The 26,100-nt window shown below is 66.7% G+C and carries 25 protein-coding genes and 1 tRNA gene; 9 read left to right on the plus strand and 17 right to left on the minus strand.

Features of this window, described 5'->3' with window-relative positions; translation table 11 throughout:
• Window positions 1-71 precede the first annotated feature (71 nt).
• Both R1Z03_RS02315 and R1Z03_RS02320 read right to left on the minus strand, forming a co-directional pair.
• Window positions 72-148, minus strand: a tRNA-Pro gene (locus R1Z03_RS02315).
• A 20-nt stretch (window positions 149-168) separates the two neighbouring features.
• Window positions 169-1,098: a polyprenyl synthetase family protein gene (locus R1Z03_RS02320; protein ID WP_317360211.1), complete on the minus strand. Its 930-nt coding sequence runs from the start codon at window positions 1,096-1,098 to the stop codon at window positions 169-171.
• Between the two features lie 256 nt (window positions 1,099-1,354).
• Between R1Z03_RS02320 and rplU the strand changes: the two genes are divergently transcribed.
• The 4 genes from rplU to proB all read left to right on the plus strand — a co-directional run bounded on the left by rplU (window position 1,355) and on the right by proB (window position 4,353).
• Window positions 1,355-1,666, plus strand: a complete 312-nt coding sequence (gene rplU / locus R1Z03_RS02325; RefSeq protein WP_317356529.1) for a 50S ribosomal protein L21 — start codon at window positions 1,355-1,357, stop codon at window positions 1,664-1,666.
• A gap of 14 nt (window positions 1,667-1,680) precedes the next feature.
• Window positions 1,681-1,938, plus strand: coding sequence for a 50S ribosomal protein L27 (gene rpmA, locus R1Z03_RS02330; protein ID WP_272548923.1), 258 nt, complete (start codon window positions 1,681-1,683; stop codon window positions 1,936-1,938).
• A gap of 123 nt (window positions 1,939-2,061) precedes the next feature.
• Window positions 2,062-3,132: an Obg family GTPase CgtA gene (gene cgtA, locus R1Z03_RS02335; protein ID WP_317356534.1), complete on the plus strand. Its 1,071-nt coding sequence runs from the start codon at window positions 2,062-2,064 to the stop codon at window positions 3,130-3,132.
• Window positions 3,133-3,213: 81 nt separating this feature from the next.
• Complete coding sequence (gene proB / locus R1Z03_RS02340) at window positions 3,214-4,353, plus strand: glutamate 5-kinase (protein ID WP_284429253.1); 1,140 nt, start codon at window positions 3,214-3,216, stop codon at window positions 4,351-4,353.
• Window positions 4,354-4,408: 55 nt separating this feature from the next.
• On the opposite strand, the gene R1Z03_RS02345 is transcribed toward proB, so the two are convergent.
• On the minus strand, window positions 4,409-5,116 hold the full coding sequence (locus R1Z03_RS02345) for an RNA pyrophosphohydrolase (RefSeq protein ID WP_272565507.1): 708 nt from the start codon (window positions 5,114-5,116) through the stop codon (window positions 4,409-4,411).
• 91 nt (window positions 5,117-5,207) lie between these two features.
• Here R1Z03_RS02345 and R1Z03_RS02350 point away from each other — a divergent pair, with 91 nt between their 5' ends.
• Both R1Z03_RS02350 and R1Z03_RS02355 read left to right on the plus strand, forming a co-directional pair.
• Window positions 5,208-6,950 carry a proline--tRNA ligase gene (locus tag R1Z03_RS02350; protein ID WP_317356539.1) on the plus strand — a complete coding sequence of 581 codons (1,743 nt, stop codon included), beginning with the start codon at window positions 5,208-5,210 and terminating at the stop codon, window positions 6,948-6,950.
• The gene (locus tag R1Z03_RS02355) at window positions 6,947-7,636 is read left to right on the plus strand and encodes a lytic transglycosylase domain-containing protein (protein WP_284408212.1); all 690 of its coding nucleotides are present in this window, start codon (window positions 6,947-6,949) and stop codon (window positions 7,634-7,636) included. Before R1Z03_RS02350 ends, R1Z03_RS02355 begins: the two co-directional genes overlap by 4 nt.
• A gap of 33 nt (window positions 7,637-7,669) precedes the next feature.
• On the opposite strand, the gene R1Z03_RS02360 is transcribed toward R1Z03_RS02355, so the two are convergent.
• The 6 genes from R1Z03_RS02360 to hemA form a co-directional block, all read right to left on the minus strand.
• On the minus strand, window positions 7,670-8,998 hold the full coding sequence (locus R1Z03_RS02360) for a hemolysin family protein (protein WP_272565502.1): 1,329 nt from the start codon (window positions 8,996-8,998) through the stop codon (window positions 7,670-7,672).
• Between the two features lie 125 nt (window positions 8,999-9,123).
• Complete coding sequence (locus tag R1Z03_RS02365) at window positions 9,124-10,131, minus strand: AAA family ATPase (protein WP_284429251.1); 1,008 nt, start codon at window positions 10,129-10,131, stop codon at window positions 9,124-9,126.
• A gap of 157 nt (window positions 10,132-10,288) precedes the next feature.
• On the minus strand, window positions 10,289-10,615 hold the full coding sequence (gene grxD, locus R1Z03_RS02370; RefSeq protein ID WP_272565499.1) for a Grx4 family monothiol glutaredoxin: 327 nt from the start codon (window positions 10,613-10,615) through the stop codon (window positions 10,289-10,291).
• Between the two features lie 172 nt (window positions 10,616-10,787).
• Window positions 10,788-11,636 (minus strand): peptide chain release factor N(5)-glutamine methyltransferase, encoded by an 849-nt coding sequence (gene prmC / locus R1Z03_RS02375; RefSeq protein WP_317360214.1) that lies wholly within the window; start codon window positions 11,634-11,636, stop codon window positions 10,788-10,790.
• A gap of 62 nt (window positions 11,637-11,698) precedes the next feature.
• Window positions 11,699-12,781, minus strand: a complete 1,083-nt coding sequence (gene prfA, locus R1Z03_RS02380; RefSeq protein WP_284408214.1) for a peptide chain release factor 1 — start codon at window positions 12,779-12,781, stop codon at window positions 11,699-11,701.
• Between the two features lie 102 nt (window positions 12,782-12,883).
• Window positions 12,884-14,182, minus strand: coding sequence for a glutamyl-tRNA reductase (gene hemA, locus R1Z03_RS02385; RefSeq protein WP_272565496.1), 1,299 nt, complete (start codon window positions 14,180-14,182; stop codon window positions 12,884-12,886).
• Window positions 14,183-14,255: 73 nt separating this feature from the next.
• Between hemA and R1Z03_RS02390 the strand changes: the two genes are divergently transcribed.
• Window positions 14,256-14,531, plus strand: a complete 276-nt coding sequence (locus R1Z03_RS02390) for a hypothetical protein (RefSeq protein ID WP_317356547.1) — start codon at window positions 14,256-14,258, stop codon at window positions 14,529-14,531.
• Window positions 14,532-14,559: 28 nt separating this feature from the next.
• On the opposite strand, the gene R1Z03_RS02395 is transcribed toward R1Z03_RS02390, so the two are convergent.
• Window positions 14,560-15,198: a LysE family translocator gene (locus R1Z03_RS02395; protein WP_272565494.1), complete on the minus strand. Its 639-nt coding sequence runs from the start codon at window positions 15,196-15,198 to the stop codon at window positions 14,560-14,562.
• Window positions 15,199-15,356: 158 nt separating this feature from the next.
• Here R1Z03_RS02395 and R1Z03_RS02400 point away from each other — a divergent pair, with 158 nt between their 5' ends.
• On the plus strand, window positions 15,357-16,322 hold the full coding sequence (locus R1Z03_RS02400) for a tripartite tricarboxylate transporter substrate binding protein (RefSeq protein WP_272565493.1): 966 nt from the start codon (window positions 15,357-15,359) through the stop codon (window positions 16,320-16,322).
• 98 nt (window positions 16,323-16,420) lie between these two features.
• Here R1Z03_RS02400 and R1Z03_RS02405 read toward each other — a convergent pair whose 3' ends face one another.
• From R1Z03_RS02405 to ugpB, 7 genes are all read right to left on the minus strand, one after another.
• Window positions 16,421-18,865, minus strand: a complete 2,445-nt coding sequence (locus R1Z03_RS02405; RefSeq protein WP_317360216.1) for a DUF3772 domain-containing protein — start codon at window positions 18,863-18,865, stop codon at window positions 16,421-16,423.
• 77 nt (window positions 18,866-18,942) lie between these two features.
• The gene (gene ugpQ / locus R1Z03_RS02410) at window positions 18,943-19,725 is read right to left on the minus strand and encodes a glycerophosphodiester phosphodiesterase (RefSeq protein ID WP_317356551.1); all 783 of its coding nucleotides are present in this window, start codon (window positions 19,723-19,725) and stop codon (window positions 18,943-18,945) included.
• A 117-nt stretch (window positions 19,726-19,842) separates the two neighbouring features.
• Window positions 19,843-20,205, minus strand: coding sequence for a VOC family protein (locus R1Z03_RS02415; protein ID WP_317356554.1), 363 nt, complete (start codon window positions 20,203-20,205; stop codon window positions 19,843-19,845).
• An 8-nt stretch (window positions 20,206-20,213) separates the two neighbouring features.
• Window positions 20,214-21,218, minus strand: coding sequence for a sn-glycerol-3-phosphate import ATP-binding protein UgpC (locus R1Z03_RS02420; protein ID WP_317356557.1), 1,005 nt, complete (start codon window positions 21,216-21,218; stop codon window positions 20,214-20,216).
• 42 nt (window positions 21,219-21,260) lie between these two features.
• Window positions 21,261-22,112 carry a sn-glycerol-3-phosphate ABC transporter permease UgpE gene (gene ugpE / locus R1Z03_RS02425; RefSeq protein ID WP_284393761.1) on the minus strand — a complete coding sequence of 284 codons (852 nt, stop codon included), beginning with the start codon at window positions 22,110-22,112 and terminating at the stop codon, window positions 21,261-21,263.
• Window positions 22,113-22,154: 42 nt separating this feature from the next.
• Window positions 22,155-23,036: a sn-glycerol-3-phosphate ABC transporter permease UgpA gene (ugpA, locus tag R1Z03_RS02430; RefSeq protein ID WP_284393763.1), complete on the minus strand. Its 882-nt coding sequence runs from the start codon at window positions 23,034-23,036 to the stop codon at window positions 22,155-22,157.
• A 100-nt stretch (window positions 23,037-23,136) separates the two neighbouring features.
• Window positions 23,137-24,447, minus strand: a complete 1,311-nt coding sequence (ugpB, locus tag R1Z03_RS02435; RefSeq protein WP_317356561.1) for a sn-glycerol-3-phosphate ABC transporter substrate-binding protein UgpB — start codon at window positions 24,445-24,447, stop codon at window positions 23,137-23,139.
• A gap of 359 nt (window positions 24,448-24,806) precedes the next feature.
• Here ugpB and serA point away from each other — a divergent pair, with 359 nt between their 5' ends.
• Window positions 24,807-26,036: a phosphoglycerate dehydrogenase gene (serA, locus tag R1Z03_RS02440; RefSeq protein WP_284429244.1), complete on the plus strand. Its 1,230-nt coding sequence runs from the start codon at window positions 24,807-24,809 to the stop codon at window positions 26,034-26,036.
• Window positions 26,037-26,100 lie beyond the last annotated feature (64 nt).

The raw sequence follows: 26,100 nt of genomic DNA on the forward strand, positions 1-26,100 counted from the left end.
ACATCGTGCGGATGTTCGGGCCATGGGATCAACGGGATAGAGTGCGGCGAAACCACGAAGGTCTAACAACGTGGTCGGGGTGAGAGGATTCGAACCTCCGGCCTCTACGTCCCGAACGTAGCGCTCTACCAGGCTAAGCTACACCCCGATGTGTTGTTTTCAAGGCAATTACAGACGCCGCTCCAGCAATTGCGAGGCCAATTCTAGCAAACCTTCCGTGTAGCGATTGGAGGGCAATTGCCTTGCAGCATCGATTGCCTGCTGTGCTTGGGCCGCAGCGGCAAGTCGGGTTGCTTCCAGGGCCCCGGTGCTTTTCACAATTTGCACGATGGCTGGAAGTTCTTCCACCGCGCCCGTCTGTATGGCGTTTTCTATCAGGCGCCGCTGCTCCTGGGTGCCGCGCTGCATGGCAATGATCAAAGGCAGAGTGACTTTGCCTTCTCGAAGATCATCTCCCAGGTTTTTACCCATCTCCGAAGAGTCGCCGTCGTAGTCGAGCACATCGTCAATGACCTGGAATGCGGTTCCGAGCGCTTGACCGTAATCTGCGCAAGCTTTCTCCAGATCAGGAGAGCTGCGAGCCAGAATCGCTGCCAGCCGGGCACTGGCTTCGAAGAGTTTGGCCGTCTTCGACCGGATGACCTCCAGATAGCCTTGCTCGTCCAGCGATGCGTCATGGGTGTTCATGAGCTGCTGCACTTCCCCTTCGGCAATGACATTGGTGGCCTCTGAAAGAATCTGCATCACGCGCATGTCATCTGCATCAACCATCATCTGGAAAGCGCGCGAGTGCAGAAAATCACCGACCAGCACGCTTGCCGGATTGCCGAAGTTCTCATTGGCAGTCGGGCGCCCTCGCCGCAGGGTGGATTCATCCACCACATCGTCATGCAGCAAGGTCGCGGTATGGATGAACTCCACCACCGCGGCCAGATTGAAACGCTGAAGTCCTTTGTAGCCGAGCGCGCCGCACATCAGCAAAAGCAAGGCTGGACGCAGGCGCTTGCCACCTGCGGAAATGATGTAGCGGGCAATGTCTCCCACAAGAGAGACTGACGAATTCAGCCGGGCGGCAATGACTTTGTCCACCTCGTGCATGTCGTCGGCGATCAAGGCGAGGGTTGCTGAGGTGCTGGAGGTGGTGGTGGACAAGATGAGCGTGTGCAGCGACGAAAAATGGATTATAGGAATCGCTTCGTACCGACTCGGGCGCTCCTGGCTTGCCCACCGCAAAAGACGACTTTTCCGGTTGCCGCCTGGTCGGATGCGGTTGGCTGGCTAAAAAATTTGCCTCGTGCTATATTCGCCGGCTCTGCGGAAATTCGTCCGCAGAACTCCATTCAAAGAGGTTCACATGTACGCGGTCATAAAAACCGGCGGCAAGCAGTATCGCGTTGCTTCCGGCGAAAAAATTAAAGTAGAACAGATTGCTGCGGACGTAGGCCAGGAAATTGTGATCGACCAGGTTCTGGCCGTCGGAAACGGCGCTGAAATCAAGGTTGGCACGCCCCTGGTGTCCGGCGCAACCATCACGGCAACCGTCGTGGCGCACGGCAAGCACGACAAAGTGCACATCTTCAAGATGCGCCGTCGCAAGCACTATCAGAAACGCCAAGGCCATCGCCAGCAGTTCACCGAACTGCAAATCGGTGCGATCGCCGGTTAAAAGGAGCTGATGTCATGGCACAGAAAAAAGGCGGCGGCTCTACGCGAAACGGGCGCGATTCCAAGCCCAAGATGCTCGGTGTGAAGGCTTTCGGCGGCGAATTGATCAGCGCGGGCTCGATCATCGTTCGCCAACGCGGTACGCGTTTCCACCCCGGCACGAACGTCGGTGTGGGCAAGGACCACACGCTGTTCGCACTGGTTGATGGCCACGTGTCCTTCGGCACCAAGGGCGCACTGTCCAAGCACACCGTCAATGTGACGCCGGCCTGACGCCTGCCACTTGATGCTTTCGAAGCCCCGACCTGTCGGGGCTTTGTCGTTTTGGAAGTGTTGGCTGCCGGATAAATCGGCACGGCGTCGCTTTCCGAGCCCTGTTTTGTAAACTGGATCCCCATGAAGTTCGTCGACGAAGCCTTTATCGACATTGCTGCCGGCGACGGCGGCAATGGTTGTGTGTCGTTCCGGCACGAGAAGTACAAGGAGTTCGGCGGTCCCAATGGGGGCGACGGCGGCCGGGGCGGGCATGTCTTTGCCGTGGCTGATCCGAATCTGAATACGCTGGTGGATTTCCGCTATTCCCGCCGCCACGAGGCCAAGCGCGGCGAGCACGGCATGGGCTCCGACATGTTCGGTGCCGCTGGCGATGACATCACGTTGAAGATGCCGGTAGGCACCATCATCACCGATGCCGAGACGGGCGAAGTGCTGTATGAACTGTTGGTGCCGGGCGAGGTGGTCACCATCGCCAAGGGCGGCGACGGCGGCTTTGGCAACATGCGGTTCAAAAGCGCCATCAACCGCGCGCCGCGCCAGAAAACACCAGGATGGCCTGGCGAGAAGAAAAATCTCAAGCTGGAGTTGAAGGTGCTTGCCGATGTCGGCCTGCTGGGCATGCCCAACGCCGGCAAATCCACCTTGATCGCTGCCATTTCCAATGCGCGGCCCAAGATCGCCGACTACCCCTTCACGACGCTGCACCCCAATCTGGGCGTGGTTCGGGTGGGGCCGGAGCAGAGCTTCGTCGTCGCCGACATTCCTGGGTTGATCGAAGGTGCTTCCGAAGGGGCGGGGCTGGGGCATCAGTTCTTGCGCCACCTCCAGCGCACGCGTTTGCTGTTGCACGTGATCGATCTGGCGCCTTTCGATGACGCTGTCGATCCTGTCGCGCAAGCCAAGGCCATCGTGGGCGAGCTCAAGAAGTACGACGCGGGTCTCTATGACAAGCCGCGCTGGCTGGTGCTCAACAAGCTGGACATGGTTCCCAAGGAAGAGCGTGAAGCGCGCGTTCGGGATTTCGTAAAACGGTTCAAGTGGAAGGGCCCCGTTTTCGAGATTTCGGCTTTGACGCGCGAGGGTTGCGAGCCATTGATCCATGCCATTTACCGGCATGTGCAGGTTCAGCAAAAGGCCGAACAGACGCCGGAAGAGGTGGATCCACGTTTCGTGGGCGATCGACCCGAGTGATCCGTCTGCTTCGCTACTCCTGCTACTTATTCAATAGCGTTCATCGCTTGTCCATCCAGCGCTGACGCCAATACTGTCCATATGGTTTCCAGCATATTGCGCGACGCGCGCCGCATTGTCGTCAAAGTAGGGTCGAGTCTCGTGACCAACGAGGGCCGTGGCCTGGATGAGGCTGCCATCGGTGAATGGAGTCGCCAACTGGCGGCGCTGGCGCGCGGTGAATCGGGTGGGCGGCGCGAGGTGGTCATGGTGTCCAGCGGCGCGATTGCGGAGGGCATGAAGCGCCTGGGTTGGGCGACGCGTCCGCATGAGATCCATGAACTCCAGGCGGCTGCAGCAGTGGGCCAGATGGGCCTGGCGCAAATGTACGAGACCAAGCTGAGGGAACAAGGGCTGGGCAGCGCGCAAGTGCTTCTCACGCATGCCGATCTGGCGGATCGGGAGCGATATTTGAATGCCCGGTCCACGCTGCTCACCCTGCTGCGCCTGGGGGTGGTGCCTGTGATCAACGAGAACGATACCGTGGTCACGGATGAGATCAAGTTCGGCGACAACGATACGCTCGGTGCGTTGGTGGCCAATCTGGTGGAGGCTGATGCCTTGATCATCCTGACGGATCAAAAAGGGCTTTACACGGCAGATCCAAGGCGCAATCCGGACGCACAGTTCGTGCACGAAGCCCAGGCGGGCGATCTCGCCCTGGAGGCGATGGCGGGGGGCGTGGGCTCCAGCATCGGCCGGGGCGGCATGATCACGAAGATCATTGCCGCCAAGCGGGCCGCGGGCTCAGGTGCCTCCACTGTGATCGCTTGGGGCCGTGAGACCGATGTGCTCGTGCGCCTGACCCGGGGCGAAGCCATCGGAACGTTGCTGGTCGCGCAAACGCAGAAAAAGCAGGCACGTAAGCAGTGGATGGCGGACCATTTGCAGCTCCGTGGCGCCGTGACCGTGGACATGGGGGCGGCGGTCAAGCTGCGAACCGAGGGAAAAAGCCTTCTGCCGATTGGTATGACCGCCGTGGAGGGGGATTTTTCTCGTGGTGACGTCATCGCCGTGCGTGACGAAGCCGGTGTGGAAGTGGCCCGGGGGCTTGCCAACTACGCCAGTGCGGAGGCCCGTCTGCTGTGCCGCAAGCCGTCGGCGGAATTCGAACGGCTCTTGGGGTATGTCGCCGAGCCGGAAATGGTGCACCGCGACAACATGGTGCTGGCAAACGCCTGACTCAAAGGCATGGGCTTGCGGGCTGCCTTTTCCTTGCGGCAAAGGCAGCGGCGCGTCAAACCAATTTAGGCAGGAACTGCGAAGGCGACAGTGGAATGCCCGCGCCCTGTTCCGAAGGGGGCGAGGTGGCTTTGCTCTTTTGGGGGTCGGGGTCGAAGCTGGCCCCCGGGGGCATTTCCATGCCAGGACTGACCAGCAGGGAGCCTGCCCGGTGCATGGGCATGCCGCTGGGCAAGCCTTCGCCTTCACGGGAGCGCATGCCGCTGCGCAGATAGCGATTGCGTTGCTCGTGGCGCGGCAGAAAGCGCGCCAGCTCGGTCAGCGCCATTTCATACACGCCGCGCTTGAACTCCACCACCACATCGAGCGGCACCCAGTAATCGTTCCAACGCCAGGCGTCGAACTCGGGGTGGTTGGTGGCGCGCAGATTCAGGTCCCAGTCATGGCCCAGCAACTGCAGCAGATACCAGATTTGCTTCTGGCCCTTGTAGTGTCCGCGCGCATCGCGGCGGATGTACCGGTCAGGCACCTCATAGCGCAACCAGTCCCTGGTGCGGGCAACCACGCGCACATGGCCCGGCTGCAATCCCACTTCTTCGTGCAGTTCGCGGTACATTGCCTGTTCGGGAGTTTCCCCCCTGTCGATGCCGCCCTGCGGGAACTGCCAGCTGTGGGTGCGGATCCGCTTGCCCCAGAACACCTGGTTTTTCTGGTTGAGCAGGATGATGCCGACGTTCGGCCGAAAGCCGTCCCGGTCAAGCATAATCTAACCCCAATTTTTTAAACTGTGACCATTATGCACGGCGCCTTGTGCGCAGCAAGCAGACCGGGCGCAATTGCATGAAATCCCCCCAATGAAAGCGTCCCAATTCTTCGTCTCCACCCTCAAGGAAGCCCCGGCCGATGCGGAAGTGGTCAGCCACAAGCTCATGACGCGGGCGGGCCTCATCAAGAAGCTGGGGGCGGGCATCTACAACTACATGCCCATGGGACTGCGCGTCATCCGCAAGGTGGAGGCCATCGTGCGGGAAGAAATGAACCGGGCCGGCGCCGTCGAGGTCGCCATGCCCGTGGTGCAGCCGGCGGAGTTCTGGCAGGAAACCGGCCGCTTCGACAAGATGGGCCCGGAACTGCTGCGCATCCAGGACCGGCACGGGCGCGATTTCGTGATCCAGCCCACGAGCGAAGAAGTGGTCACTGACATCGCCCGCCAGGAACTGCGCAGCTACAAGCAACTGCCCAAGAACCTGTACCAGATCCAGACCAAGTTCCGCGACGAGCGTCGCCCGCGTTTCGGGCTGATGCGGGGCCGCGAGTTCATCATGAAGGACGCCTACTCCTTCGACCGCGACCAGGAGGCCGCCAAGGCCAGCTATCAGGTGATGGCCCAGGCCTACCGCCGCATTTTCGACCGCTTCGGCCTGACCTACCGGGCCGTGGCCGCGGACAGCGGCGCGATCGGCGGCGACCTGAGCGAGGAATTCCAGGTGATTGCTGCCACGGGCGAGGACGCGATCGTCTACTGCCCCCAGAGCGATTACGCCGCAAACATGGAAAAGGCCGAGGCGCTGGCTCCGGCAGGCCCGCGTCCTGCGGCAGCCCATGCCCTGGCCAGGACGCCCACGCCGGGCAAGAGCACCTGCGCGGATGTGGCGCAACTGCTGGGCGTGGCGTTGCAGACCACCGTGAAGTCCCTGGTGCTCGCCACCGACGAGACCAACGAGGCCGGTGAGATCGTCAAGACGCAGGTCTGGCTGCTGCTGCTGCGCGGTGACCACGACATGAACGAGATCAAGGTGTCCAAGGTGCCGGGCCTGGCGGGTTTCCGTTTTGCCACCGTGGGCGAGATCGAAGACCACTTCGGCTGCAAGCCGGGCTACCTGGGCCCGCTGCAGTTGCAAAAGCCGGTGAAGCTGGTGGTGGACCGCGAAGTGGCCGTGATGGCCGACTGGATCTGCGGCGCCAACGCGATCGACTTCCACATGACGGGCGTGAACTGGGGTCGCGATCTGCCGGAGCCCGAGGTGGTGGCCGACCTGCGCAACGTCGTGGCGGGCGACCGCTCGCCTGACGGCCAGGGTGAACTCGCCATCGAGCGCGGTATCGAAGTCGGCCATGTGTTCTACCTCGGGACCAAGTACAGCAAAGCCATGAACGCCACCTTCCTGGGTGAGGATGGCAAGCCCGCATTTTTCGAGATGGGTTGCTACGGCATCGGCATCACCCGCCTGCCGGCCGCCGCCATCGAACAGAACCACGACGACCGCGGCATCATCTGGCCCGACGCCATCGCCCCCTTCACGGTGGTGGTGTGCCCGATCGGCATGGACCGCAGCGCGGAGGTCAAGGCCGCGGCCGAACAGCTCTACGGTGATCTGCTGGCGGCCGGCGTGGACGTGCTGCTGGACGACCGCGGCGAGCGCCCGGGCGCGATGTTCGCCGACTGGGAGCTGATCGGCGTGCCGCACCGCGTGGTGATCTCCGACCGTGGGCTCAAGGAAGGCCAGCTGGAATACCAGCACCGCCGCGATACCACCGCGACCAAGGTCGCCACGGCCGACATCCTGGCGCACATCAAGGGCCGGCTGACACCATGAGCGCGATGAAAGGCGAGGCCGGGGCGGTTTCGCGCCGGGCCTGTCTGGTGTCCTTGTCCGCCGGGCCGGCGGCCTGGCTGGCGGCCCCCCAGGCCGCCCATGCCGGGGGGCAACTGGAAGAACCCCTGATCGACTCCGTGCGCACTGCCTTGAGTTCCGCAGTGCTCAATCAGGCGCCGCCCGAGCCCCAGTTCGGCACGACGGAAGCGCGGCTGCACTACCTGCGCTGGCTGGGAACCATGAGCGACCGGCTGCGCCGCCGCAAGCCGGATTGGGAGGTGCGCCGGGATTTCCTGCAGACCGTCTGGTACGAGTCCAAGCGGGCAGGGCTCGATGTGTCGCTGGTGCTCGGCCTGGTGCAGGTCGAAAGCGCATTCCGCAAGTTCGCCGTGTCCAGCGTGGGCGCGCGGGGCTACATGCAGGTGATGCCTTTCTGGACGCGGGTGATCGGCGACGGCGATCCGGGCAAGCTTTTTCACATGCAGACCAACCTGCGCTTCGGCTGCGTGATCCTGCGCCACTACCTGGACCGGGAGCGTGGCGATCTGTTCATGACGCTGGGCCGCTACAACGGCAGCCGCGGCCGGCCGCAGTACCCCGACGCGGTGTTCGCTGCGCAGCGCAACTGGGTGTTCCAGGACCGCATCACCACCGCAGCCGAGGGCCTCGCACCGGCCGGTGGATAGCCCGGTCGGGCCTCCTGGGTGCCGCCGCCGCCCTCAGATGGCGCTGGCCGCGGCGATGGGCACGCCGTTCGCATCCTGCAGCCGCGACACCATGATCTGGTCGATGCGGTAGCTGTCCACGTCCAGCACCTCGAACTTGTAGCCGCCCCAGTTCACGCTGTCGGTGCGCCGGGGCACGCGGCGCAGCATCACCATGAGGAAGCCGGCCAGCGTTTCGTACTCTTCGGCGTGGGGCAGTTCGTCCAGGTTCAGTGCGCGCAGCACGTCTTCGACCGGGGTGACGCCGTCGATGAGCCAGGAGTTCTCGTCGCGGCGCACGATCTGCTCCTCGTCCGCCGGGCCCATGACGAGATCACCCATCACGGTGCTCATCACGTCGTTCAGGGTGACGACACCCACCACCAGGCTGTATTCGTTCACGATGACCGCAAAGTCTTCGTGCACCTGGCGAAACTGCTCCAGCACTTCGGACAGGGACAGCCGGTCCGGCACGATGAGCACCTTGCGCACCAGGCCTTCGTCGGCCAGCGAGATGGGCTGGTTGTTCAGCACGCGCTGGAAGAGGTCCTTGGCGTCCACGTAGCCGACCACGTGGTCGATGTCGCCGTCGCACACGGGATAGGTCGAGAAGGGCTCTTCCGCGATGCGCGCTCGGATCACGGTATCGGGATCGTCGCGCAGGAAGTACGCGATGCGGTCGCGCTGCGACATGGCGCTGCCGACAGTGCGCGTGTCCAGCTCGAACACGTTCTCGATCACCTGCTGCTCCCGCGCGGCCAGCACGCCGGCGCGGGCACCGGCCTCCATCATGGCCAGGATGTCGTCGGAGGTGACCCGGTCGTCCCGCAGCGACGACAGCCCCAGCATGCGGAACAGCAGGTCCGCGCTGCGGCTGTAGAGCCAGACCACGGGCCGCAGCACGGTCATCAGCAGCTTCATCGGCGCTGACACGCGCAGGGCCAGGCGTTCGGGATTGGCCATGCCCAGCCGCTTGGGAAACAGGTCGGCCAGCAGGATGAACAGCGAGGTGATGATGGTGAACGACGCCAGGAAGCCCGCGGTCTCCGCGCGTGCGTTGCTCAGCCAGTAGGCGAACAGTTCGGTGAAATGGGGGCTGAGCGCGCCTTCGCCCACGATGCCGCCCAGGATGGCGACGGCGTTCTGGCCGACCTGCACCACGGTGAAATAGTCGCCGGGCTGCTCCTGCATGCGCATGACGCGGTCGGCGCGGGTGTCGCCTTCGTCGGCCATCTGGCGCAGGCGCAGGCGGCGCGAAGCCGCCAGGGAGATTTCCGCGATGGAGAAGAACGCGCTGGCCACGATGAGGAGGCCGATAACGAAGAGACTTTGGGACAGGGTCATGGGACGGCAGGCGCCGCCATGATCGTGCTGTGCGCCAGCGTGCCGAGTGTAGCCGCCCTGCCGCGCGCCTTCGCGCGCCCGCACGCAGGGGATGCGAGCGGGCGGCGAGGGCGGCGGGGGCTACTTCACTGCAGGAAGCCGATGCGCGATTTGCCGCCTGCGCTGCGCGGCAGGTCGCCCACTTCGACCGCGCTGCGGTGCTGCAGGCGCGCGTTGCCGAAGCCCGTCATCAGGGCGCGGCGCATTTCGCGCGGGGGCATCTGCGCGAGCACGTCCAGCACGTCGGACTGCGGCTCGGGGTCGAGCATGCGGCCCCAGTCGTGGCCGTTGCGGATGCCCTGGTAGAGGTTGCGCGCGATGGCGCGGGCCTGCTCCGGCGTGGGCGCCTGCACCTCGAACACGTTCATGCGGTTGAGGATGGGGTCGGGGATGCCGCGCTCGTCGTTGGCGGTGGTGATCCAGATGACCTGGCTCGCGTCGATGGCGACCTCGGCGAACTCGTCGGTGAAGCTCTGCGCCGTGTCGTGCTCCAGCAGGCCATACAGCGCGCCCAGCGGGTCGTACTGCGCGTCGCTTGCGGCCTTGTCGATCTCGTCCACGACGATGACGGGGTTGGCGTATTCGCCTTCCACCAGCGCCTCGAACACCTTGCCGGGCCGCGCGCCCTTCCACTGCGAGGACGAGCCCGACAGCAGCCAGCCAGCGGTCATCGAACTCATGGGCACGAGGTTCATGCCGGTGCCGAGCAGCTCGGCCAGGTGCCGCGCGAAGTGGGTCTTGCCGATACCGGGCGGGCCCAGCAGCAGCATGGGCGTGACTTCTAGCCCGTCGCGGCTGTCCTGCGCCAGGGCCACGTGGCGCTTCACATCGTCGAGGACGTCGGTGAAGTTGGGCAACTGGTCATAGAGATGGGCCATGTCCGGCACGCCGGAAGGCTTGACCTGGAAGCGTTCGGGCCCGCGTTCCAGCATGCGTTCATACACCGCGCGCAGATTTTCGTATTCGCGCTGGCTGCCGCCGTCCTGCAGCCGCGTGAGCTTGCGCTCGACGTCGCAGGGGTGGAACACGTTGCGCAACTGGGCCACCGGCAGGCTCAGGGCCGGCGTTTGCGGAACAAGGCTTTGTGTCGTCATGGCGCGCTCCTGTGTGAGGAAGTCACGCACCCATTCAAGCACACAACATGCCCGGTCTCAATGGCGGAAAAACCCCGTCAACCCGCCCCTGTTGTTCCCATGCAAAAGGCCGCCCGGGGGCGGCCTTCGGTCGATGCAGCCGCCGGGGCTGCCGGCGTCATTCGCCCTGCGTGCCCAGCACCTGCTTGAGCTCGCCCGACTCGTACATCTCCATCATGATGTCCGAGCCGCCGATGAATTCGCCCTTCACGTAGAGCTGCGGGATGGTGGGCCAGCTGCTGTATTCCTTGATGCCCTGGCGGATCTCCGGGTCGTCCAGCACGTTCACCGTGGCCACGCTCTTGGGGTCCACGCCGCAGGCCTTCAGGAGCTGGATCGCGCGGCCCGAGAAGCCGCACATCGGAAAACTCGCGCTGCCCTTCATGAACAGCAGGATGTCGTTGGATTTGACGAGGGCGTCGATGCGTTGCTGGGTGTCGCTCATGGGTTGCTCCTGAAAGTGGCCGTGGATCGGCGGCAAGGCGTGATTATTTCACTGTCGGCGAAGGCCGGTGGGCGCCGCGGTGATCCGGGGCATGCCCTGGCGGCGGTGCGCAGGCTCCATATGGGGGCGCCGCGGGCGCTTTCCAGTGCCGGCGACCGGGGGATGGATCGCATCACGGCGCGGGCGGGCGGCGGCCGCCGGTGCAGCGCGCATGCCCGGCCAGATCGGTGCGGCTTTGCACCTCGGTGAAGCCGGCCTGGCGCAGCAGCGCCTGCACGGCCTCGGCCTGGTCCCAACCGTGCTCCAGCAGCAGCCAGCCGCCGGGCACCAGATGGGCCGGCGCCTGCACCGAAATGGTGCGGATGTCGTCCAGGCCGTCCGCGCCGCTGGCCAGTGCGTTCAAGGGCTCATGGACGAGCGCCGCCAGGTGCGGGTCGTCCGCTGCGATGTAGGGAGGGTTGGAGACGATGGCATCGAATCCCGCGCTGCCGCTCAGGCCCGCGAGCCAGTCGCCTTCGGCAAAGCGCACCGGCAGGCCCAGCCGCTCTGCATTGGCCCGGGCGACCTGCAAGGCCTGGGCGCTGGCATCGACCGCCAGCACCTGCGCGTCGGGCCGCTGGTGCTGCAAGGCAAGGGCGATGGCGCCGCTGCCGGTGCCCAGGTCGGCCACGCGCGGGGCGGCGATGGGCTGGAGCACCTGCAGCGCCCAGTCCACCAGGGTTTCGGTGTCCGGTCGCGGGTCCAGCACGCGGGCATCGACCTGCAGCGCCAGGCCGTAGAACGCCTTGCGGCCCGTCAGGTAGGCCACCGGTTCGCCGGCCGCGCGGCGCCGGCACAGCGCCAGGAAGGCGTCCATCGCCGGCGGGGGCACGGCGTCGGTGTCGTGCGCCAGCAGCCAGGCGCGGCCGGCCTCGGGGCGGCCGAGCGTGTGCAGCAGCAGCAGCTGGGCGTCGATGCGTGCCAGCCCCAGGGTGTGGGCCTGGCCCAGCGCCTGGGCCAGGGTCGGCGAGGCATTTGCTATTGAATTGGTAGCATCCAAGGCAATGAATCCTTCGGCATCGGGGTGGTTGGGCTGGAAACCGATCAGGCCGTGGTTTCCAGCTCGGCCAGTTGCTCGGCCTCGCGCGCGTGGCGCAGGGCGTCCAGCACGTCGGCAAGGTCGCCTTCCATGATGGCCAGCAGCTTGTAGAGCGTGAGGTTGATGCGGTGGTCGGTCAGGCGCCCCTGCGGGAAGTTGTAGGTGCGGATGCGGTCGCTGCGGTCGCCCGAGCCGATCAGGCCCTTGCGCAGGGCAGCCTCCTTGGCGGCGCGCTCGCTGCGCTCCTTTTCCTGGATGCGCGCCTGCAGCACCTGCAGGGCCTTGGCCTTGTTGCTGTGCTGGCTGCGCCCGTCCTGGCATTCGGCCACGATGCCGGTGGGCAGGTGGACCACGCGCACGGCCGAGTCGGTCTTGTTGATGTGCTGGCCGCCGGCGCCGCTGGCGCGGAAGGTGTCGATGCGCAGGTCGGCGGGGTTCAGGGTGATGGCCTGGTGCTCGTCGGGCTCGGGCATCACGGCCACGGTGCAGGCGCTGGTGTGGATGCGGCCCTGCGTTTCGGTGGCGGGCACGCGCTGCACGCGGTGGCCGCCGGATTCGAAGCGCAGCGCGCCGTAGGCGCCGTCGGCCTCCACGCGCAGCACCACTTCCTTGTAGCCGCCGATCTCGTTCTCGTTGGCGCTCAGGATCTCGATCTTCCAGCCCACGTTGGCGGCATAGCGGGTGTACATGCGCGCCAGGTCGCCCGCGAACAGGGCCGACTCGTCGCCGCCCGTGCCCGCGCGGATTTCGAGGAAGGCATTGCGGGCGTCGTCGGGGTCCTTGGGCAGCAGCAGGCGCTGCAGCTCTTCTTCCAGCTGCGCCAGCTCGGCCTCGGCGGCGGCGATCTCCTCCTGCGCCATCTCGGCCATGTCGGGGTCGGCGAGCATCTCGCGGGCGCCGGCCAGGTCGGCCTCGCGCTGCTGGTGGCGCGCGTAGCGGCCGGCGATCTGCGTGACCTCGGCGTGCTCGCGGGAGATGGTGCGGTACTGCGCCATGTCGGACATGATGTCCTCGCGCGAGAGCAGGAAGTCGAGCTCTTCAAGGCGCTGCGCATAGCGCTCGAGCTGGGTTCTGAGAAAGGGCTTCATCGTCGGGGGAAAGAAATTGCTACGGGTTTTGTAGCTGATAGCGCTAGTGGAATCTGCGCTGGAGGCGTTTTTGGCCTGGTGGCAGGCCGCGCAGCCGCGTCGCTACAGGCCGGTCTTGCTTTGCGAGCGCAGGAACAGTCGCGAGACGGTCTGGGCCGTCTGGGCGCGGGTCTCGGCGTCGCCGGCCCGCAGTTCGGCCAGGGTGCCGTGCAGCATCTTCTGCGTGAGGCCGCGCGACAGGGCCTCCAGCACCGCGTCCATGTCCTCGCCCTTGGCCAGGAGCTTCTTGGCGCGGGCGATCTCCAGCGCGCGCCACTCGTCGGTCTGGGCGTTGAGCTGCTGGATCAGCGGCACCACGCCGCCGGTGGGGCTGCGCTGGTCCATCCAGTGCATGAAGCTCTGCACGCCCGCGTCGATGATGGCCTCGGCCTGGGCCACGGCGGCCTGGCGGTGGGCCTGGGCGGTCTGCACCACGCCGGCCAGGTCGTCCACGGTGTAGAGGTAGATGTCCTCCAGCGCCTTGACCTCGGGCTCGATGTCGCGCGGGACCGCCAGGTCGACCATGAACATGGGGCGGTGGCGCCGCTTTTTCAGGGCGCGCTCCACGGCGCCCAGGCCGATGATGGGCAGGCTGCTGGCGGTGCAGCTCACCACGGCGTCGAACTCGTGCAGGCGGTCGGGCAGGTCGGCCAGGCGCATGACCTCGCCGCCGAAGCGCGTGGCGAGCTTTTCACCGCGCTCCAGCGTGCGGTTGGCCACGGCGATGGCCTTGGGGTTCTTGGCCGCGAAGTGGGTGGCGGCCAGCTCGATCATCTCGCCCGCGCCGACGAACAGCACGCGGATCTCGGACAGGTCCTCGAACAGCTGGCCGGCCAGCCGCACGGCTGCGGCCGCCATGCTGATGCTGTGGGCGCCGATCTCGGTGCTGGTGCGCACTTCCTTGGCGACGGCGAAGCTGCGCTGAAAGAGCTGGTTGAGCGTGGTGCCCAGCGCGCCGGCGGTTTCGGCGGCGCGCACGGCGTCCTTCATCTGGCCGAGGATCTGCGCCTCGCCCAGCACCATGGAATCGAGCCCGCTGGCCACGCGGAAGGCATGGCGGGCCACCAGGCCGTCTTCCAGCGCGTAGGAGTGCGAGCGCAGCAGCGCGGGGCTGACGCCGCCGCTCTGGGCGAGCCAGCCCAGCGTGTGGTCCAGCGCGGATTCATTGCCGGCGCAGTAGATTTCGGTGCGGTTGCAGGTGGAGATGATGGCCGTCTCGACGCTGGGATGGCGGCTGGCGCCGCCCAGGGACTGGCGCAAACCCTGCAGCGTGGGCGCGATCTGATCGAGCGCGAACGCAAAACGACCGCGCAGATCGAGCGGCGCGGTCGTGTGGTTGATGCCAAGGGCCCAGACTGCCATAAGCGGCGATTATAAAATTGCCGGCCCGATGCAGGGGGCTATGCCTGTAATAGTCTTGATCTGGGTCATGTCCATGGATGCTTTGTCCGCCGTCAACCATCTGCTGAATTTCGTGCTGCCCGCGTTCGCCGTGGCGCTGCTGCTGGTCGCCGGCTGCAAGGTCTTCCTGCGAAAGCGGGCGGCCATGCGTGGAACGCTGGCCCAGCTGGGCGTGCTGTTCGGGGTGGGCTGCCTCGTCCTCGCGGCCGGTCTGGCGTGGTGGGGACGCGACGGAAAGATGCTCACCTACGCGGCGCTGGCGGTGGGCTGCGCGACCGCGCAGTGGGTGCTGCTGCGCGGCTGGCGCTGAGAAAGACGCGCCCGGAAGGCCCGGGCCCTCAGCCCAGCTTGTGCCGGGTCTGCAGCAGGCCCACGCCCAGCGCCATGAAGGTGCCGCCCACGATGCGGTTGAACAGCTTGGCGCGCGCCACCACGTGGCCCTTCACCAGCGAGATCAGCACCACGTAGAAGGCGTGCGAGATCAACGCGCAGACGGCGAATGTCGTGGTCAGCAGCAGATACTGCGTGAACAGCGGCTCGCCGGGCACGATGAACTGCGGGAACAGGGCCGAGAAGAACAGGATGGCCTTGGGGTTGGTCAGCGACACGCCCAGCCCCTGCGCCACCAGCTGCCAGTTCTTGCGCTCGCGCCGCTGGGCGGGCGCCAGGCCGGCATCGCTGGCGATCAGCGCGTCCTGGCTGCGCCAGCGCTTGATGCCCAGCCAGATCAGGTACAGCGCGCCGACGACCTTCATCACCAGGAACGCGTTCGCCGACAGGCTGAGGATGGTGCCCATGCCGACCATCGCGAGGCCCGAGACGGCGAAGATGCCGGCCGAGCTGCCGAGCGAGCTGAACGCCGTGCGCCGCGCCCCGACATCCACCGAGTTCGACACCGCCAGCAGCACGGCCGGGCCGGGGGTGAAGCACATCAGCAGCGAAACGCCGCAGAAAACGAGCCAGTGGGCGAGGGTCATGGTGAGGGGCTTTCAGAGGCGGCGGACAAGCGGGTATTTTCGCCGGGCAGGGCCTGCCGTGAAGGGGGCTTTTGCGGGTAAGACCCCGTGCCGGGCGAGGCAGGCCGGCCCTAAGCTGCGGCTGATCCCATCCAGACACAAAAGAAGGAGACTTTCGCATGCGCCTGCGCACCTGTCTGGCGGCCGCCACCCTGGCCTGCCTGTCCGTGGCCGCCCTGGCCCAGGGCTTTCCCTCCCGGCCCATCCGCATCGTGATCGGCTTTCCAGCGGGCGGGCCGCTGGACCAGCATGCCCGCCTGCTCACCGACAAGCTGCAGGCCGTGCTCGGCCAGCCCGTGGTGGTGGACTACAAGTCGGGCGCGGGCGGCACCGTCGGCGCGCAGGACGTGATGAAGGCACCGCCCGACGGCCACACGCTGATGCTGGCCAACACCGGCGTGATGGTGATCAACCCGGCGCTCTACAGCCGGCTGCCCTACCAGACGCTCAAGGATTTCACGCCCGTCGCGCGCACCGCCATGCAGCCGCTCGCGCTGCTGGTCAACCCGAAGCTGCCGGCGAAGACGCTGCCCGAATTCATCCAGTACGCGCGGGCCAAGCCGGGCCAGGTCAACTTCGGCTCGGCGGGCAACGGTGGCATCAGCCACCTGGTGCCGGAGATGTTCAAGACGGCCACGGGCCTGTTCATGGTGCACATCCCGTACCGCGGCAGCGCCCCGGCCTTCACCGACCTGATGGCCGGCCAGGTGCAGTTCATGGCCGAGAGCATTCCGCAGGCGGCCGCGTACCACAAGCAGGGCAAGGTGCGCGCCCTGGCCGTGACCAGCCGGCAGCGCAACCCGGCGCTGCCGGACGTGCCCACGGCGATCGAGAGCGGGCTCAAGGGCTTCGAGGTGGTGGGCTTCTACGGCTTTCTCGCGCCGGCCGGCACGCCCAAGGACGTGGTCGCCAAGCTGAGCGATGCGTTCGGCCAGGTGCTGCAGTCGCCCGAGGTGCGCGAGCGCATGGTGTCGCAGGGCGCCGATCCGGCCTTCCTGGGGGCCGACGCCTTCGCGGCCTTCCTCGCGACCGAGATGCCGCGCTGGGCCACCGCCGTGGCGCAGTCGGGCGCGAAGCTGGATTGAGGATTTCGAGCCAAATCGGCCTCCGGCGCATATTCCACTAGGGCATTATGCTATTGAATTTATAGCGAATGGCTGCGGCCGGGGTGGCCGCGCCCCGGTCAGACCACCGTCGTGCCCTGCGGCTGCGGCACCGCCACGGTCGGCGAGGTCGGCGTGGGGTGGGTGAGCGACGTGGTCGCCGGCGGCGACAGCGCCAGGCCCGCGCCGCGCAGGTTGTCCAGGATGGTGAACAGCAGGTCACTGCGCACCCCGCCCGAGTTGCGCGGATTGCTCACGTAGCCGATGGCCAGGAAGGTGAGCGTGCCGTTCAGGATGCCTTCGAGCTGCACGATGGGTTCGGGGTCTTCCATGATCCCTTCGTGGGCGTGGAAGGCCTGCAGGATCACCTCGCGCATGCGCTGCGCGTCGGTGTCCAGCGGCGCGGGCAGGCGCAGCAGCACGCGGCCGGGCGCGCCGGTCAGCGTCATGTTGCGCACGGTCTTGGTGATGAACTCCGAGTTGGGCACGATCACGGTGGACCGGTCGCCCAGCTGGATCTCGGTGGCGCGCACGTTCACGCGGCGCACGTCGCCCTCGGTGTCGCCCAGCACCACCCAGTCGCCCACCTTCACCGGCCGCTCGGCCAGCAGGATCAGGCCCGAGATGAAGTTCTGCACGATGGCCTGCAGCCCGAAGCCGATCCCCACCGACAGCGCGCTGGCCACCCAGGCGATGCGCTCCACGCTGATGCCCAGCGCCGCCAGCGCCGCGGCCACCACCAGCACGCCGCCCACGTAGCCCAGCAGCGAGACGATGGAGCTGCGCATGCCGGGCTCGAGCGACGTGTTGGGAAAGTAGCGGTCGCTCAGCCAGCGCTTGAGCACGCGGATGGCCACGAACCCCGCCGCCACCACGGCCAGCGCGGTGAGCAGGGCCTGGGGCGCGAGCGCGAAATTGCCCACCTGCAGGCCGTTGTTGAGGCTGCTGCCGCGCCGGAAGACCTCGTCCGGCCCGGTGCCGAACGGCGCCATCAGCGCGATCACCATGTAGAAGAACAGCACCACGCGCAGCACGCCCGAGCCCAGCACGGCCGCCTGGTCGAGCAGGCCCGCGTCGATGCCCATGCCGGAATGCAGCCGGCGCCCGAAGCTGCCCTTGGACGACAGCACGGCCTCGCACACGTCGTCGGCCAGCTGGTAGAGCAGGTAGGCGGTGGCGAAGACGATGGCGCTCCACACCATCTGCCGCGCCAGCGTGCTGGCCAGGGCGACGAAGCCCAGCGCCACCAGCACCAGGGTCGCCACCGAGGCGAAGCCCGCGCAGGCCACGAGCAGGCCCACCCACAGCGGGCGCGGGGGCGCGGCAGCGGCCTCGGCAGCCTCGCTGCCGCCCTCGGCCGCGCCGTCCTTGGCCGTGGTGCGCGGGGTGTGCAGATGGCGCAGGCAGGCGATGGCGATGAGCGCGACCAGCAGCGCTGTCACCGCCTGCGTCGTCACCTCGGCTGCGAGGCTGGCGCCCACGGCGGTGTTGATTTCGGTGATGAGTCCGCTGGTGATGGCGACCAGGGCGATCCACCAGGGGTAGGGGCTCAGCCGCCGCGCCAGGTCGTCCGACAGCGAAGGCAGCCGCCAGGAGCTGCGCCGGCGCGACAGCAGCGCGTGCCCCAGGCCGATGGCGAACGAGGCGAAGATGGCCAGGCGCACCGCCGTGCTGCCCAGGCCGTGCAGCCGGTCGCCGAGGTTGTCGCCCACGTCGACGCCGCTGAGCGCCAGTTGCGCCGCCAGCCCGATCAGCAGCACATGCACCACGACCGACACCGCCGCGAGCAGCGAGCGCCGCAGGCGCCCGGACGGCAGCCGCGTGGGGGCCACGCGCACCAGCACGCGCTTGGCCAGCCAGTTGCCCAGCACGGCCAGCAGCAGCGCGCCGGCCAGGCTGCCGAGGAAGGTGGCGCGCCGGGCGGGCTCCATCGCCCGCTCCAGGGCCTGGCGGATCTCGACCGCCAGCATCGACAGGCGGGCGGTGTCGGAGGGCCAGGCGTTGCGCAGCGCGCGCCAGTAGGTGGGGCCCAGCGGCGAGTCGATGCGGGCGGTCAGCGCATCCTGGAACTGCTGGCGGCGCTGGCGCACGAGGTCGGCGCTGCGCTGGTCGGCATCGACCACGATGAGGCGGGCGAGCTTGAGGTCGGCGTCCACGACGGCGCGCTGCTTGGCCAGTCCGGCCCGCTGCTGCGCCACGTCGGGGGAGTCGGCGGGCGCGCCTTTCTCGGGCGAGGGGCCGAGCCCGGCCAGGCGCGTGTCCAGGTCGGCCAGCTCTTCGGTGCGCTGTGCGACGAGTTGCTCGGCGGCCGTGCCGATGGCATAGACCTCGTTGACGAGCTTGCGGCCGTCGTCGTCCGGATCGAGCTTTTTCGGGACGGCGTCGAGCTGCTTGCGCAGGTCGTCCACCGAACGAGGGGCCGGATCGCCGGCCCGGGGGGCCGTGGCGCTGGCGGCCGGGGCCGGGGCGGATGCCGCCGCGGTCCGGTCCTGCGCCGCCGCGGGGTGGGACAGGGCCAGGCCCATGAGCAGGCCGGCCAGCAGGGTTCTGAAAAAGGAGGGAAGCAAGGGCGAGTCCGTGCGTACAAGGACCCGAAAGCGTATCACTGCCCCGGGCTGAACAGGTCCACCCGGTCGGTGATGATGCCGTCGGTGCCCAGGTCGATCAGGCGCTGCGCGGCCCACTCGTCGTTCACCGTGTAGCTCAAGGCGCGCAGCCCGGCGCCTTTCACCTGGGCCACGGTCTCGGCGGTCCACAGCGCGTGGTTGCAGACGACGGCCACGCAGCCGAGCTGCTGCGCGGTGTCCAGCCAGCCGGCGCCCAGCGTGTCCAGCAGCAGGCCGCGCGGCAGCAGTGGCGCCGCGTCGCGCGCACCGGACAGCGCGCGCACCTGGAACGAGGTGAGCAGCGGCGGCACCGCGGCGCCCTGCCACAGGCGCGCGGCGTGCGCGGCGACCACGCGACCGGTTTCTTCCTCGGTGCCGGGCGTGGGCTTGATCTCGATGTTCAGCAGGTGGCCGTTGGCCCGGCAAAAGCGCGCCACCGCGTCCAGCGTGGGCAGCGGCTCGCCGGCGTGGGCGCGCGAATGCCAGGCACCGGCGTCCAGGCGCGACAGGTCGCTCCAGGCCTGTTCGCCCGCCGTGCCCCGGCCGCAGGTGGTGCGTTCCAGCGTGGCGTCGTGCAGCAAAAAGGGCACGCCGTCGCTGCTGAGCTTGGCGTCGCATTCGAACATGCGGTAGCCGTGGTGCGCGCCCAGGCGGAAGGCCGCCAGCGTGTTCTCGGGCGCGAGCTTGCCGGCGCCGCGGTGGGCGATCCAGCGGGGATAGGGCCAGTCGGACGCGGAAATGGCGGACGCAACGGCAGCAGCAGCGGAAGGGGCGGTCATGTCAGTGAACGAGGGTGGGGAATGCTGTCGCGGCGTTCGAAACCGGCGCGGCCCGTGCCGTCCGATGGCCGCGGAGCAGGCCGCGCCCGCAGGCGCCGGTGGCGACTGCGGGGGGCTTCATAGGCTTTCGCCGAACTTGAGCAGGTTGCCGTGCGGGTCGATCACGTACAGCTCGCGCATGCCCCAGGGCTGCTCGCGTGGGGGATCGACGGCCAGGCCGCGCGCGGCGAAGTCGGCATGCAGCGCGCGCGTGTCGCCCCGCACGTAGCAGGAGGTGTTCTCGGCGATGTGGCGCTCGGTGCAGAGCCAGAAATGCAGCTCGCAGCCGTCGCGCTCGGCGATGAGGTAGTCGTCCGTGCGCAGCCGGGGCACGAATCCCAGCCGGTCGGCGCAGAAGGCCGCGCTCTCGTCCAGGTCGAGCGAGGCCAGCACGGGAACGGTCGCGTGCACGAGCCGGGCCGGCGCGGGTGGGCGGCTCACGGGGTCGCTCACATCCGCTTGCCGGTGGCGGCGTCGAACCAGTGCAGGCGCGACGGGCGCGGCGCGACGTGGATGGTGTCGCCGGGCTGGGGCGAGTGCGTGCCTTCTTCCACGCGCACGATGAGGGATTCGCCGTTCATGCGGGCGTACACCAGGCGTTCGGCGCCCAGCAGCTCGACGGTCTCGACCTGCACGGCCCAGCCGGTGGCGCCGATGTCCAGGTGCTCGGGGCGGATGCCGAGGATCGCGCCCTGCTTGCCACCTTCCGCGTTCTTGAGCAGGTTCATGGGCGGCGAGCCGATGAAGCTGGCCACGAAGGTCGAAGCCGGCGAGTGGTAGACCTCCTCGGGCGTGCCGAACTGCTCCATCACGCCGCCGTTCATGACGATCATGCGCTGCGCGAGCGTCATGGCCTCGACCTGGTCGTGGGTGACGAACAGGCTGGTGATGCCCAGTTCGCGGTGCAGCTTCTGGATCTCCAGGCGGGTCTGCGCGCGCAGCTTGGCATCCAGGTTGGACAGCGGCTCGTCAAACAGGAACACCTGCGGCTGGCGCACGATGGCGCGCCCCATGGCCACGCGCTGGCGCTGGCCGCCGGACAGCTCGCGCGGCTTGCGCTCCAGCAGGTGGCCCAGCTCCAGGATCTTGGCGGCCTTGTCCACGCGCCGCTTGATCTCGTCCTTGGGCACCTTGGCGATCTTCAGGCCGTAGGCCATGTTGTCGAAGTTCGTCATGTGCGGGTAGAGCGCGTAGTTCTGGAACACCATGGCGATGTCCCGCTCGGCGGGCTCGAGGTTGTTCACCACGCGCGGGCCGATGGCGATCTCGCCGCCGCTGATCTCTTCCAGGCCCGCGACCATGCGCAGCAGGGTGGATTTGCCGCAGCCCGACGGGCCGACGATCACGATGAATTCGCCATCCTGGATTTCGGCGCTGACGCCGTGGATGACCGGGTTGGCCTTGGAGCCGGCGCCGTAGCGCTTGATGACGTTGCGAAGCGAGAGGGATGCCATATCTTTGGGATTCTTGTCAGATCGATCGGTGGTCGTTGACCGTTATTTCTCGGTGTCCACGAGGCCCTTGACGAACCACTTCTGCATGAGCATCACCACCACGGCCGGCGGCAGCATGGCCAGGATGGCCGTCGCCATGACGATGTTCCATTCGTTCTGGCCGTCTCCGCCGGCGATCATGCGCTTGATGCCGATCACCACCGGGTACATGTCTTCGCTCGTGGTGGCCAGCAGCGGCCACAGGTACTGGTTCCAGCCGTAGATGAACTGGATCACGAACAGGGCGGCGATCGAGGTCTTGGACAGCGGGATCAGGATATCCTTGAAGAACCGCATCGGGCCCGCGCCGTCCATGCGCGCGGCCTCGACCAGCTCGTCGGGCACGGTCAGGAAGAACTGGCGGAACAGGAACGTGGCCGTGGCCGATGCGATCAGCGGCACGGTCAGGCCCGCGTAGCTGTTGAGCATGCCGAGGTCGGACACCACCTGGTACGTCGGGCCGATGCGCACTTCCACGGGCAGCATCAGCGTGATGAAGATCAGCCAGAAGCACAGTCCCTTGAAGGGAAAGCGGAAGTACACGATGGCGAAGGCCGACAGCAGCGAGATGGCGATCTTGCCGAAGGTGATGACCAGGGCCGACACCAGGCTGACCCACATCATGCGGGCCACCGGGGCCGTGGAGCCCGCGCCCGCGTCGCGGCCGAACAGGGCGGCCTTGTAGGTCTCCCAGAAGTGGCCGCCGGGCAGCAGCGGCATGGGGGCCTGCACGATCTCCTGCGCGGTGTGCGTGGAGGCGACGAACGCCAGGTACAGCGGAAAGGCGACGATCAGCACGCCCAGCACCATGATCACATGGGCCAGGATGCCGGCGGTCAGGCGGCGCTCAACCATGGGCGGCCTCCATCGAGGAAACGCATTGCATCGGGCGTTGCATCAGTAGTTCACTTTCTTTTCGACATAGCGGAACTGCACCACGGTGAGCGCGACGACGATCAGCATCAGCACCACCGATTGCGCGGCGGAGCCGCCCAGGTCCATGGCCTTGAAGCCGTCGTAATAGACCTTGTAGACCAGGATGGCCGTGTCCTTGCCCGGGCCGCCCTGCGTGGCCGCATCGACGATGGCGAAGGTGTCGAAGAAGGCATAGACCACGTTGATCACCAGCAGGAAGAACGTGGTGGGCGACAGCAACGGGAACTGGATGGTCCAGAAGCGGCGCCACGGGCGCGCGCCGTCGATGGCCGCGGCTTCGATGAGCGACTTGGGGATCGACTGCAGCCCGGCCAGGAAGAACAGGAAGTTGTAGGAGATCTGCTTCCACACCGAGGCCATCACGATCAGCGTCATGGCCTGGCCCGAGTCGAGCAGGTGGTTCCAGTGGATGCCGACCTTCTCCAGGCCGTAGGCCACCACGCCGAGCGACGGCGAGAACATGAACACCCACAGCACCGCGGCCACGGCGGGCGCGACGGCGTACGGCAGGATCAGCATGGTCTTGTAGAACATGGCCGCCTTGACCACGCGGTCGGCGAAGATCGCCAGCATCAGCGACAGGCTGATGCCGATGCCCGCCACCAGCACGGAGAACATGGCCGTGGTCTTGAACGACTCCACGTAGCTGCCGTCGTTGAAAAGCTGGCGGAAGTTGGCCAGGCCCACCCATTCGGTGGAGGTTCCGAAGGCGTCCTGCAGCTGCATCGACTGCACCAGCGCCTGGCTGGCGGGCCAGAAGAAGAAGACCAGGATGATGGCCATCTGCGGCGCGATGAGCAGCCAGGGCAGCCAGGCAGATTTGAAACGGACGCGTTTTTCCATGGGGCGGAAGGTTGGGAGAAATCGGCGCTTCCCAAAGCAAAAAGCAGATGGATGACCCATCTGCTTTTTACGGTTGGCGAAACGGTCAGTTTAAGCCGTATTACGACTTGTTCGCCTTCTGGAAGCGTTCCAGTTGCTCGTTTCCACGCTTGACGATCGTGTCCAGCGCTTCCTTGGCGGTCTTCTTGCCGGACCACACCTGTTCGAGCTCTTCGTCCTCGATCGCGCGGATCTGCACGTAGTTGCCCAGGCGGATGCCGCGGCTCTTGTCGGTCACCTTGCGGATCATCTGCGTCACGGCCACGTCGGTGCCGGGGTTCTGCTGGTAAAAGCCCGACTTCTCGGTCAGCTCATACGCGGCCTTGGTGACGGGCAGGTAGCCGGTGCGCTTGTGGCTGGCGGACTGCACTTCAGGCGTGGAGATGAACTGGAAGAACTGCGCCACGCCCTTGTATTCGGCAGGCTTCTTGCCGGCCATGACCCACAGGCTCGCGCCGCCGATCACGGTGTTCTGCGGTGCGCCGGGTACATCGGGGTAGTAGGGCAGGGGAGCCAGGCCGTAGGCGAACTTGGCGTTCTTGGCCACGTTGCCGTAGAAGCCCGACGACGTGTTGATCATGGCGCACTCGCCGGACACGAAGCTGGCCTCAGGCACGTTGCCACGGCCCTTGTAGACGAACAGGCCCTGCTTGGCCATGTTGGCCAGGTTCTCGATGTGGCGCACGTGCAGGGGCGAATCGACCTTCAGGCGCGCGTCCAGGCCCTGCAGGCCGTTGGACTTGCTGGCGAACTCCACGTTGTGCCAGGCCGAGAAGCTCTCGACCTGCGTCCAGTTCTGCCAGGCCGTGGTGAACGGGCACTTGTGGCCCGAGGCCTTGAGCTTGGCCGCCGCGTTGACCACTTCGGGCCAGGTGGCAGGTGCCTTGTCGGTGGGCAGGCCGGCCGCCTTGAAGGCGTCCTTGTTGAAGTAGAAGATGGTGGTGGAGCTGTTGAACGGGAAGCTCAGCATCTGGCCGTTGGGGGCTGTGTAGTAGCCGGCCACGGCGGGGATGTAGGCGGCCGGGTCGAACTTGGCGCCTGCGTCCTGCATCACCTTGCCCACGGGCACGATGGCGCCCTTGCTGGCCATCATGGTGGCCGTGCCCACTTCGAACACCTGCAGGATGTGCGGTGCGTTGCCGGCGCGGAAGGCGGCGATGGAGGCCGTCATGGACTCGTCATACGTGCCCTTGTAGGTCGGCACGATCTTGTATTCCTTCTGGCTCTCGTTGAACTGCTTGGCCAGGTCGTTCACCCACTCGCCGTTGACCGCGGTCATCGAATGCCACCATTGGATCTCGGTCTGTGCCTGCGCCGTGGCGCAGAACGAAGCGGCGATGGCGGCAGCGGCCGCCAGGTGCTTGAATTGCATGAAAACTCCTCGAATCGATACGAAATGCACGAAGCGCCGATGGTAGGACGCATTTCGTGACACGAATATGTCGTTGTCGCATAGGCCCACGCAGCGATCAAGCGGGGAAACCCGTCGCGGCGCAGTGGCCCGCCATGGCCGCCAAACGGGCGCCAGCGCTGGCGATTTCGTGACAATTCCGTGACAGATCGGCGGTGACCGGAGTCGCCTTCGCGACTCGTGTCGCGCACCATTTCAGCGAATTGCAAGGATGCCAGCAGGGTTTTGTGCGGTGCACAATGATCTCGCGTCCCCATTTCGGGGCTGATCGCGGGGCCGAATCCCGCGCCTTTTCCTTTTCCGATCCTCCGGACCTTTCCATGGCCAAAACCTCTCTGGACAAAAGCAAGATCAAGTTCCTGTTGCTCGAGGGCATCCACCCGTCCGCGCTCGACGTGCTGCGCGGTGCGGGCTACACGCAGATAGAGGCGATCTCTGGCGCGCTGCCCGACGACGAGCTCAAGCGCAAGATCGCCGATGCGCACTTCGTGGGCATCCGCTCGCGCACCCAGCTGACGGCCGAGGTCTTCGCCCAGGCGCACAAGCTCGTGGCCGTGGGGTGCTTTTGCATCGGCACCAATCAGGTGGACCTGAACGCCGCGCGCGAGCGCGGCATCGCCGTGTTCAACGCGCCGTACTCCAACACCCGCTCGGTGGCCGAACTGGTGCTGGCCGAGGCCATCCTGCTGTTGCGCGGCATTCCCGAGAAGAACGCGGTGGCGCACCGCGGCGGCTGGCTGAAGTCGGCCGACAACGCCTACGAGATCCGCGGCAAGACGCTGGGCATCGTGGGCTACGGCTCCATCGGTACGCAGCTGTCGGTGCTGGCCGAGGGCCTGGGCATGCACGTGATCTTCCACGACGTGGTCAACAAGCTGCCCCTGGGCAATGCGCGCCAGGCGCCTTCGCTGCACGCGCTGCTGGGGCAGGCCGACATCGTGAGCCTGCACGTGCCCGAGCTGCCTTCCACGCAGTGGATGATCGGCGCGGCCGAGATCGCGGCGATGAAGCCGGGCGGCATCCTCATCAACGCCGCACGCGGCACGGTGGTGGAGATCGAGCCGCTGGCCGAGGCGCTCCGCGCCAAGAAGCTGCTGGGCGCCGCCATCGATGTGTTCCCGGTCGAGCCGCGCACCAACAAGGACGAGTTCCTGTCGCCGCTGCGCGGGCTGGACAACGTGATCCTGACCCCGCACATCGGCGGATCGACCATGGAGGCGCAGGCCAACATCGGGCTCGAAGTGGCCGAGAAGCTGGTCAAGTACAGCGACAACGGCACCTCGATCTCGTCGGTCAACTTCCCCGAGGTGGCGCTGCCCGCGCACCCGGGCAAGCACCGGCTGTTGCACATCCACCAGAACGTGCCGGGCGTGCTGTCGCAGATCAACCAGATCTTCTCGGACAACCGGATCAACATCGCCGCCCAGTACCTGCAGACCAACGAGAAGGTGGGCTACGTGGTGATCGACATCGACGCCCAGTCGTCGGACCTGGCGCAGGACGAGCTGGCCAAGGTGCCGGGCACGATCCGCAGCCGCGTGCTGTTCTGACCAGCCGGGCCGGCCGCCAGGGGCTCCGCCGGCCGGCCTTGGGATTTGGTGCCAAAACGGCCTC

The organism is Acidovorax sp. BLS4 (genome assembly GCF_032929295.1).
Lineage (GTDB): Bacteria > Pseudomonadota > Gammaproteobacteria > Burkholderiales > Burkholderiaceae_C > Paracidovorax.